This window comes from Dolichospermum planctonicum, from assembly GCF_005402965.1.
Lineage (GTDB): Bacteria > Cyanobacteriota > Cyanobacteriia > Cyanobacteriales > Nostocaceae > Dolichospermum > Dolichospermum planctonicum.
The window spans coordinates 1-247 of the sequence record NZ_BJCF01000187.1; the positions used below are offsets into that span (position 1 = coordinate 1).

The window sequence follows — 247 nt, forward strand, 5'->3', positions numbered from 1 at the left end:
CTCCATTACCTGCATCAATAGTGTCATTACCATCACCCGCATTAATGCTATCGTTCCCATCTTCAGTATTAATGGTATCGTTCCCAGTACCTGCATTAATGCTATCATTCCCAGCACCGCTATTAATGGTATCGTTCCCAGTACCTGCATTAATGCTATCATTCCCAGCACCGCTATTAATCGTATCATTACCACCACGTGCCGTAATGCTATCGTTCCCTGCACCACCATTAATTGTATCATTACC

At 43.3% G+C, this 247-nt stretch carries 1 pseudogene; it reads right to left on the reverse strand.

From position 1 onward, the window contains the following. Positions 1–247: pseudogene (locus FFO06_RS20975) on the reverse strand (calcium-binding protein); the annotation flags it as partial.